Raw genomic sequence first — 9,034 nt, 5'->3', positions numbered from 1 at the left:
CTGAGCCCACCTTGCCTACTATCCGTCGAGCCGTCATCAGCGCACTCGCCAGACCGATGACGACATTCCGATGTCCCCACTGCAAAGAGCAAATTAGAACCGCAGAATCGATTCTGCCAAAGTAGTGTTAGGACGTATGTCTTATGCCCATCGGACCTTTGTTCAGGTGAAATTCAAAACCGCCGCGCTACGTAAGCCGTCTCGCTAGGGAGGCGCCGATGTTCGAAAAGATATTTCTGCCCATCATAGGGCTAATCACCCTCATGTGGATCGGGGGCATTGCGGGGCTGCTCTATTTCCTCGCCTAGAGTATCTCCGACAGGCGAGCCTTTATGTGAAGGTTCGGTATTACGCCGGCGGTGTGGGCCGCCTTGTAAACCTCCCGGGTGCCTTGAAAGGCCGCAGCCCACATCAGCACGCTGGAAAGCAACAGTATCAAATAAACCTGAACCTTCATCGCATTTCCTCCCGTTATGAAAATGTATCATTTCGGAACGCGCGTCCAGTCACGTCACATGGACTCGTTTCAACATCGGCGTGACGCGGATGGTTGAATCACTTGTGCAAGCAGCTATCTTCTTCCCGTCACGAGGCGCCTGTCCCCCGCAGCGGTTTGTTTAGCGGCAACCTTCGTGGTCTCGTGACACTTCTTACTCAGATGGCTGATGCGATCAAAAGTAGCAAGGTTTGACGCTCGAGTGACGATGGTGTGACGCTCTCTGTGCAACGGTATCGGTCGGGCTCTTCCTGTGGCCCTAGACCTCCATAAACCCCTCGCAATACCCCGCGAGGGGTTTCTTTGGTCTTGAGAGAAGATGATAGGGCGCAGGGGCACTGCCGCGATGGTAAGGTTACTGCGTAACCGCATTTGGTGGATCAAGTTGCCGTACTTGAGGCATCAGATATGAGGGCCTATCGAAAGAAGGTCTTCAATGAGTATACCAAGAGCAAATTCCGTCCGCTCCCTTCGTATCAGCTACCGACGCCGCTCGCGGCGGAATGTTAAGAATGTCCCATCATCGATGCGGGTCGTGCTGCACGTTCGTGTCCCATCCTTAACTTTCGAACAACCATCACTTCCGTCTGAGTTTCCTTTGGAACTGTCAGCCTGATAGCGATCTGGCACCGCAGTGACCTAACCCGTCATACCCCTTTGCGGTAGAGGCCAGCGCGGCTATGTCGGCGTTGGCCTCGCATGAAGCGATGATAGGCGCGGTGGTTAGGCGATTTGAGTATCTATTACCCGCCAGTTGTGCGCATGCTGATTTTCAAGGAGATCACTATGCGCTTTTCGGCTTTGACGATTGCCGCTCTCGTAACCCTCTCCAGCGTGGCGCTTGCTAGCGATCCCCCAACCAAAGTAGTTCTGACCTCGGACGCGGCCGCTCAAGAGTTTGCGGGAACCGTTCAGCAAGGCATGACGAACTCTTTCACCTACACTTCATCCACTGTCAATGCCGCGTGAATCTTCCCCAGAAGGAGGTGCGCACAAATTCTTGGACTGCTTATACTGCAATCCCAAGTCTCCGGCGGTATCCGGCTGGGCTGATCCCGCCCAATGAGATCTTTATGCGATGCTGGTTCGAAGGCCCCAAGCCTTCAGGGAACACCAGCGCTTTGTGCGATGTAGCAAAACACTGGCCGCCTCGAAGAGATAGCTTCGCAACAGGCGATCTCCCCATCGCGAGACGTGACCGACGGTGTCCGTCTCGCCGGATTGCTTGCGTCGTGGCGTCAGGCCCAGATAGGCACCTACCGAAGTTGCACTTCGAAAGCGTGAAGGGTCGTCGATAGTATGGCGGAAGGTGAGTGCCGTCACGACGCCGATGCCCGGCACGGTCATAAGCCGCTTGGTCGTGTCGTCTGCTCGAGCCATCCGTCGGATCTGGCGGTCCAAACCCTCAAGTTCTCGGCACACATGCCCATGCACGGAAAGCAATGGTAACAGGACCGGCCAGAGCGCGTGGCCGTCCCCGGCCAATTCGGTGACGCATCGCTGGAATTGTCCCGCGATGGCGCGAGGGAAGATTAAACCGCATTCCTTCAACATCGATCGGACCTGATTTTCGAGATCGCGTCGCATCGTCACGAGTCGAGACCGCGCAACCAGTACTGAACGAACCTGTTGGCTGGCCTCGCTCTTTACCGCAACCTCGCGATACCAACCGATGCGAACCAACTCGGCCAAACCACGAGCGTCGTTCTCATCACTTTTGTTCATCCGAACTGACAAGACAGCATGGGCGTGACGCGCGTCTATACAAACCACTGGCACGCCGATCCGCTTCAGTTCATGCCAGAGCCAGCTCGACATCGCACCGGTCTCGAAGCCAACGCGTTCCGCATCTGGGGCCTTCTTCGCCAGCAGAGCGGCCAAAGCTCCAGGATCCGACTACGCGCGGCCCTCGAAAATCATACGGCCGTTCTCGTCAACGACACAAACGGCAGTCTCCTTCTGTGAGACGTCCAATCCGACATATTGTTTCATCGCGATCTCCTCCCGTTGATACTGGGATCAGTCTGCCACGACAGAGGCGACTGGGACATGCCGGTAGCAATTACGTCATCGTTCGGAATGTCGACCCCTTATCGGCGGCCAACATTCCATGCCGAAACACACCCGATATCCGCGCAAAACGAACTGAAGCGGTTTCAGTCGCAGCGAAAGCTCCTTCTTATTATGCTGAATTAAAAAAATGAAGTGACTGAGGTGGAACGGATCGCTGCTCCCTATTTGACGACAACGGCGAATTGTCCCGCCTTTTGCTGGTTACCCTAAGTTCTACATTATTTCGCGGAGTTCGTTCCCGCCGAGTTTTCTACCGGGGCAACTGTCCGAGTATCCATCGGTTATTCCCCTCGCTGCCGCAACCAAGACACCTGAGCCTTGGCGATAGCGGCGCCAGGTATAGACTTCCCGAACCGGCGCTCCAGATCACCGCGGACAACCCACTTCCAGTATTTCGGCGCGAACGTGTGTATGGATCGAACAACAAGCCACCAAGGTACAGAAGCGCCCGCATTTGTCTGTACGCCTTGAAGGCGCACGCTGTTGACGCCGAGAGGTGTCTCGCCTATATTCGATCGATAGATGGAGGGCGACATGCCGAGCATAGCGAACGAGAACAGTGAGCGTATGAGTTTGAGAGTTCCTGCCACGGCCAAGGCTAAGCTGGTGCGCGCAGCAGCACTTCGTAATACCGATCTGACGAATTTCGTAACCCAATCCGCATTGCGAGAAGCGGAGGCTGTGATCGAAGAAGCCGAAGCGATCAAAGTGTCGAAGCGCGATCATCTTCGCATTCTTGAGCTTCTGGAAAATCCGCCCAAACCCAACGCCAAGCTGCGCGCGGCAATTGCCAGCTTGCCTGACAGCCTATGACTTTACCTACATGGCATGAGGAGCCGATCGCCACGTCTCACGGTCGGGCGGAGTTCGATTGCGGCGACGCTCATATGAACGAGTTCCTGCTCCGTTTTGCCCGACAAAGCCATGAGCAGAATGCCTCGAAGACCTTCTGTGCTATCGATGACGCAGTACCCGACCGCATTCTTGGGTTCTATACAATCGCGCCTTCAGCAGTCGAGCACGCAACTGTGCCCGATGCAATGACACGCGGTCTTGCCCGCCATGAGGTGCCGGGCTTCAAGCTTGCACGACTGGCTACCGACCGCGCGGTTGCCGGGCAGGGACTGGGAGGCCAGCTCCTAGCCGCCGCAGCGCTGCGCTGCCTCCGACTTGCAGGAGAGGGCGGGGGACTTCTACTGATCATCGATGCCAAAGGCGAGCGCGCCGCCAACTGGTACGCCTCCTATGGCGCCGAACCGCTGAAGGACAAGCCGCTGACTCTCGTGATGCCGCTCATCACCTTCGCGGCCGACTTGCGGGGTAAGGGTCTTCTTTAATCCCCATGATACCGGCACTTCTATGTTTCGCCATCGGACATGGCTAAGGGTGGTGCGCCTGGAAGCGACCGCACCGGTATATCCTTGCGATATGCTATCCGTCGTCCAGTTCAATTCAGACCGGAGCATGGTCGCTGGTGCTCCCATCCACGCGCGACCTTGTCGACGCCGCCGGTCTGTTATCGGCCCCATATCAGCTGCTCTCCAGTGCAAGTAGCTGCCGTTTCAGGGAAATTCGGCGCGATCCTGTCGGCCAAACGACGTGGTCGGCGGTTCAAGTCCTTTCAAGGCCCTCAGCTCGGGCAAGGCCGTTACCTTGGCACTTTCCATTTGCAGTGCATCGCAGAGGCTCAAAGAATTGTCGTCACAAAGTCGATAAACGCCCGAACCTTCGGCGCGAGATTCTTGCTTGATGCAAACAGCACCGAAATCGGCGGACCATCTGCGGCAAAAGCCCCGAGCACCTCGACCAAAGCGCCCGACCTGATGTGCGGTTCTGCCATGTAGGTGTGAAGTTGCACAAGGCCGGCACCCGAAAGTCCGATATCGATCATGGCGTCCGGACTATCGACACTCAAAGTTCCCTCAACCTGGCGCTCGAAAGGCTCACCCGTCTCTGGTTGGGTAAACCGCCAGGGAGCAAACTCGGGACCGTAATGCGATACCCGCCTTACGCAGTTGTGGTTCCGAAGGCCGTCCACACTCGTCGGCTCGCCATGGGCTGCGAGATATGAGGGCGCAGCGCACACGACGTAGCAAACGGTTCCGACCCTCTTCACCATCAACCGCTCATCGCGCGGCTCACCGATCCGTACCACTGCATCAAGTCCGGCGGCAATTGGGTCCGTCAGTGTATCAGCGAAGGTGGCGGCAATGCGCAGTTCCGGGTAGATCGATGTCAGCTGTCCCAGGGCCGGCACGATCTTCAGCCTTCCCAGCGCGGTTGGCATTTCGATCCGTAGGATGCCGCTTGGGCGAGCGGCACGCGCGCGCATGTCCTCCTCAGCCTGATCGAGATCCTTCAGGATTGCGCTACATCGTTCGAAGAAAAGCTTGCCCTCTTCCGTCATGGTAAGAGAGCGCGTGGTGCGATGAAAAAGTCGAAGGTGCAGCCGCTCTTCCAGCCGCGCAACGCTCTTGCTGATCGCTGACGGCGAGACGCTTAAGTCGCGACCGGCGGCGGAAAAACCACCAAGCTCAGCCACACGAACGAAAGCAACGATACTGCCAAGCCGATCCGACGCCAAATCTCGATCTCCCTGACGCTCCATTAGTGACTTACAGGAACGAGTGCAAGGACTGTTGGGCATCTACTGCCCGATGTCGAATGCACATATTTCTCCTCTCATCGAACGATCATAGGAGATCCAAATGAAAAACGACCTTACCGGAAAACTTGCCATCGTCAGCGGCTCAACGGCCGGCATTGGCCTTGCCATCGCCACGGGGCTTGCCACTGCTGGTGCCGAAGTGGTGGTCAATGGCCGTACTGAGGAGCGTGTGCAGAAGGCAATAGAGATTATCCGCGAGGCAGTCCCGACAGCCATCCTCTCAGGCGTAGCATCCGACATGTCGACCGCTGAAGGTGCGGCAAGGCTCGTTGCTGCTGCTCCCGAAGCCGACATCCTCGTTAACAGCGTCGGCGCTGCTCTATTTAAGTCCTTTGAGGATCTGACCGACGAAGACTGGCTATTCATTTACCAGCTCAACGTCATGAGCGGCGTGCGTCTTACCAAGCATTATCTGCCGGAAATGGTGAAACGCGGGTGGGGGCGTGTCGTGTTCATCAGCAGCGAGTCCGCGTTGAACCCGCCGAAGGAAATGGTTGACTACGGCATGACAAAAGCTGCCCAGCTGGCTGTATCACGTGGTGTCGCGGAATTGGCGGCCAAGTCTGGCGTGACGGTCAATTCTGTTCTGCCAGGGCCAACACGTTCGGAAGGCTTTGGCAGTGTGTTGGAGGGTATCGCCCAGCAAACCGGCCAGACGATCGAGGCGGTGGAGAAAGGCTTTCTCGAGCAGAACCGGCCTACCTCGCTCCTCGGCCGCTTCTCGACGACGGAGGAGATTGCCAACATGGTCGTCTACGTCTGTTCCCAGCAAGCATCTGCCACGAATGGCACTGCACTCCGCGTCGATGGCGGTGTCGTTCGTTCGATCGCGTGAACGTTTAGAAGGCCGGCGTTGGCCGGCCGCCGCCCCGGCTGCGCTGCAGGCCGCAGTCTGATCGCCATAATCTCCAATGTCGAGGCCACACAATTGCATGGTTCAGGCTCGGCGCCGCCGGTAGGCCGGCACGCGAGCGCAAAGTAAAAGGACAGGCCTTATGCCTTCGAAATCCGGACTTGAACTAACCCGTCGCAGCTTCGTCGGTGCGGCGGCAACCGGGGCACTCGCCGAGCAGGCACTGCCCGCAGTCGCAAAAGCACACCAGATCAATTCATCTGGCGCAGGTGCGAAGCTTACAACCCCGGGTGCCTTCTGGCCAGACGGCGCGAGACTGGCAATCAGCATTTCCCTGATGTTCAAGGGGACCGGGCAGGCGATTTCCGGCGCTTGCGGCGCCCTGCCGGAACCGATCAAACCCGGCCTTCCCGATCAAGCGACGAATGCCTTCTTCGGTTATGGCGTGAATGAGGGCATTCCGCGAGCGCTTGATCTGTTCGATAAGCACGACATCAAAGTGACGTCGTTCATGATCGGCAAGGTGATAGAGCAGAACCCGGACTTGGCGCGCGAGATTGTTAAACGAGGTCATGAGGCAGGCGCGCATGGCCAACTTGGACGGCGTCCTATGATCTACCACCCGAGGAAGAAAAAGCGTATATCAAGCAATCCGTCGATACCATATGCGTATCACATCAGCCGGTGGGCTGGAACGCGTATTTTATGCGCAACTCCATTCACATATCGGAGACACTGCAAGATCTCGGATTTCTCTACAGCATCGATGAGCCAAGCCGGGACGAACCATTCATTATCCCGGTTCGCAATCGGGACTTTGCCATATGCCCTACACACTGCATATGAATGACATGAACTTCCCGTTTCAGGGCTACGATCCCCATGCGCACGAACAAGCGCTGCGCGATGAATTCGACCAGCTTTTTGAGGAAGTTGCAAGCAGACGCCGGATGACGGTGATCGGCATGCATGACCGGTTGAGTGGCCATGCAAGCCGGATCCGTGCGTTAGACCGCTTCTTCACCTATGCCAAGAGTCACGACGATGTCTGGTTCGCGCGAAAGGACGAGATCGCGCGCTGGGCTCTGACACAGCGCGAGTTCACGCCAATCGTGCATCGGGGCCCCCCTTGGAGACACGGTTGCCATGAGCCGTTTGACCAGCTTCTTGCAAAGATGATGCCTCGTGTCGTCAATGGAGAAAACCATTGCTGGCCACCGGAGCGGCGCCTGACGCCACACTGAGATGCTCTCCCATAGACCTCATTGAGCGGCTCCATTGGCGACACTGGACACTTCCGGAAACAATAAGTCGAAGCTGATTTCGCTTAGCTTCGACGAGAGACTCGGATTCCAGAAGCGAACGTTCCCGCCCGATCCGGTGACGACGGAGCGGACCACAGAGCTATGGCCGAAGAAGAAGGCCGCATCCGAGGCGCCGCGGCTGCTTTGACCCCAATCTGTATTCCAAGGCTTACGTGGCTTTTGTCCCAGCATCAAGGTCGCCAGACAATTGTCATTGCAAAGGCCGTTCGGAACCAAGTCGACGGTTCGAGCTGGTTCAAGAGCGTGCGACTTGGTATTCCGGAGGGACTGGACCAGAGACTGGGAAATCGCTATTTCCCAGGCTTGGGGCGAACGTGAGGAAGTCGCCGCACCACCTCTTAGTATATCGAGGCTTCTCCCCGTGAAAAAAGTTCAACGCAGTTTTGTTGTCGAATACAAATCCGGCCGACAGAAACTCCACCCAAAATCGGCCTCCATCTGGGGCAACATGGATCTCAAGCCCGTAGCTCGCGATGTCGAGGAAGATGCGATGCCATTTGTGGCGGATATGCCTGTGGTGAAAAGGTCCAACGGCGACAGGTCTCCATCGACAGCCGCGTCGGCAGTGCGTTTGTCGACGCCACCGATTGGGCTGCACACAACAGCGACAGGGGAGGCAATCATGGCCGACGACATCGACACGATGACCGAAACTGATGCGCCGGCCGTTGTGGAAACGTCAATCACACCGAAGAAGCGGCGCAAGCCTCGGGCAAAAAAGGCGAGTTCAGAAGTCGCCTCCGTCGAGATTGTAACAGAATCGGCGGTCGCTTCAACCGTCGCGCCTGAAAAGCAGAGGCGCGGACGCAAGGCCAAGTCGATCGACGCCACCGGCAGCGCAAAGCGCGCACCTGTGAGACGCCCTCCAAAGGCTGTTCAAGTGACCTCCGTCTCGCCAACAGAACCTGCGATAGCGGCGGCGGGTGACGAGATGGCGGATCTCTTCCAGCTGGAAGAAGAGAACCAGAGGCTGCGCAAGCTCCTGGCTGAAAAGCTCCGTGCTGAAAACGCCGATATGCGCAAGCGTCTCAAGCTCGATTGAGAAATAACTGGCGGCCAAAATCGCTGACCGCATTCCCATGGTTATCGATACGGTATGCTGAATGGTATTCAAGTCCGGCACTCCGGCGGAGATGCCAAGCCGGTCTCAACAAGGGCGAGGCCGCCCATAAGTTGAAACGCGCGGTCTTCTTCCACGAGCGGGGCGAGATCCGCGACCGGTCGTTCGAGAGCCAGGCGTTCCGCGCCTCTGGACTCAACCTCGTGGTCAGTGCGATCGTCCGCTGGAATACCGTCTATCTCGACCGCGCAATCACGCAGCTAAAGCGAGCGAGTCGAGACATTCCTGATACTCCGTCGAAGCGCATCTCGCCGCTCGGTGGGGGACACATCATCTACACCTGAGATGCAGAGCATCGGATGCCGCACGGATTTCGATCGCTTCGTATGTCAGCCGGGCTGCGGCGGGTTGCATAAGTACTTAATCCGTTCGCCTTATACCAACCGTCATTGATCAGAACCCTTGTGCCCAGTTGCGCCTTCCGATCGACATTATCTTCCACGGTCGGTCCTGCAGTGTTCGCCAAGCGTAGCAGCAATGATCGACGATATCCTCGTAT

Annotated in this window: 8 protein-coding genes and 2 pseudogenes; 8 read left to right on the top strand and 2 right to left on the bottom strand. The window is 57.2% G+C overall.

Features of this window, described 5'->3' with window-relative positions:
* The first annotated feature begins 1,258 nt into the window (after positions 1-1,258).
* A complete protein-coding gene (locus tag KX729_RS33080) occupies positions 1,259-1,465 on the top strand; it encodes a hypothetical protein (protein ID WP_219746664.1) in 207 nt (68 codons plus the stop codon).
* Between the two features lie 117 nt (positions 1,466-1,582).
* On the opposite strand, the pseudogene KX729_RS33075 reads toward KX729_RS33080, so the two are convergent.
* A pseudogene (locus tag KX729_RS33075) lies at positions 1,583-2,488 on the bottom strand (IS110 family RNA-guided transposase); the annotation flags it as partial.
* Positions 2,489-3,103: 615 nt separating this feature from the next.
* On the opposite strand from KX729_RS33075, the gene KX729_RS33070 reads away from it, so the two are divergent.
* Together KX729_RS33070 and KX729_RS33065 are read left to right on the top strand one after the other, a co-directional pair.
* A complete protein-coding gene (locus tag KX729_RS33070) occupies positions 3,104-3,382 on the top strand; it encodes a type II toxin-antitoxin system TacA family antitoxin (RefSeq protein WP_219746663.1) in 279 nt (92 codons plus the stop codon).
* Positions 3,379-3,906 (top strand): GNAT family N-acetyltransferase, encoded by a 528-nt coding sequence (locus tag KX729_RS33065; RefSeq protein ID WP_219746662.1) that lies wholly within the window; start codon positions 3,379-3,381, stop codon positions 3,904-3,906. The genes KX729_RS33070 and KX729_RS33065 overlap by 4 nt, the downstream gene beginning before the upstream one ends.
* A gap of 350 nt (positions 3,907-4,256) precedes the next feature.
* On the opposite strand, the gene KX729_RS33060 is transcribed toward KX729_RS33065, so the two are convergent.
* Positions 4,257-5,153, bottom strand: a complete 897-nt coding sequence (locus KX729_RS33060) for a LysR family transcriptional regulator (protein ID WP_219746661.1) — start codon at positions 5,151-5,153, stop codon at positions 4,257-4,259.
* Positions 5,154-5,277: 124 nt separating this feature from the next.
* On the opposite strand from KX729_RS33060, the gene KX729_RS33055 reads away from it, so the two are divergent.
* The 5 genes and pseudogenes from KX729_RS33055 to KX729_RS33035 all read left to right on the top strand — a co-directional run.
* Positions 5,278-6,072, top strand: coding sequence for an SDR family NAD(P)-dependent oxidoreductase (locus KX729_RS33055; RefSeq protein WP_219746660.1), 795 nt, complete (start codon positions 5,278-5,280; stop codon positions 6,070-6,072).
* A 160-nt stretch (positions 6,073-6,232) separates the two neighbouring features.
* Complete coding sequence (locus tag KX729_RS33050; protein ID WP_219746659.1) at positions 6,233-6,940, top strand: polysaccharide deacetylase family protein; 708 nt, start codon at positions 6,233-6,235, stop codon at positions 6,938-6,940.
* On the top strand, positions 6,915-7,334 hold the full coding sequence (locus KX729_RS33045) for a polysaccharide deacetylase family protein (protein WP_219746658.1): 420 nt from the start codon (positions 6,915-6,917) through the stop codon (positions 7,332-7,334). Before KX729_RS33050 ends, KX729_RS33045 begins: the two co-directional genes overlap by 26 nt.
* A 442-nt stretch (positions 7,335-7,776) precedes the next feature.
* Entirely contained in the window at positions 7,777-8,457 is a 681-nt protein-coding gene (locus tag KX729_RS33040; protein ID WP_219746657.1) for a transcriptional regulator, read from the top strand.
* Positions 8,458-8,501: 44 nt separating this feature from the next.
* A pseudogene (locus KX729_RS33035) lies at positions 8,502-8,891 on the top strand (Tn3 family transposase); the annotation flags it as partial.
* Positions 8,892-9,034: the final 143 nt, after the last annotated feature.

This window comes from Neorhizobium populisoli (genome assembly GCF_019430945.1).
In the GTDB taxonomy this organism is placed as follows: domain Bacteria; phylum Pseudomonadota; class Alphaproteobacteria; order Rhizobiales; family Rhizobiaceae; genus Neorhizobium; species Neorhizobium populisoli.
Note: the sequence above shows the minus strand (reverse complement) of the source record. Positions and strands in the feature narration are given on the sequence as shown.

Excerpts from the sequence above, each read along its gene's own strand:
- KX729_RS33080 (WP_219746664.1), top strand. The coding sequence starts at position 1,259 with ATGCTGATTTTCAAGGAGATCACTATGCGCTTTTCGGCTTTGACGATT.
- KX729_RS33070 (WP_219746663.1), top strand. The coding sequence starts at position 3,104 with ATGCCGAGCATAGCGAACGAGAACAGTGAGCGTATGAGTTTGAGAGTT.
- KX729_RS33045 (WP_219746658.1), top strand. The coding sequence starts at position 6,915 with ATGCCCTACACACTGCATATGAATGACATGAACTTCCCGTTTCAGGGC.
- KX729_RS33050 (WP_219746659.1), top strand. The coding sequence starts at position 6,233 with ATGCCTTCGAAATCCGGACTTGAACTAACCCGTCGCAGCTTCGTCGGT.
- KX729_RS33055 (WP_219746660.1), top strand. The coding sequence starts at position 5,278 with ATGAAAAACGACCTTACCGGAAAACTTGCCATCGTCAGCGGCTCAACG.
- KX729_RS33065 (WP_219746662.1), top strand. The coding sequence starts at position 3,379 with ATGACTTTACCTACATGGCATGAGGAGCCGATCGCCACGTCTCACGGT.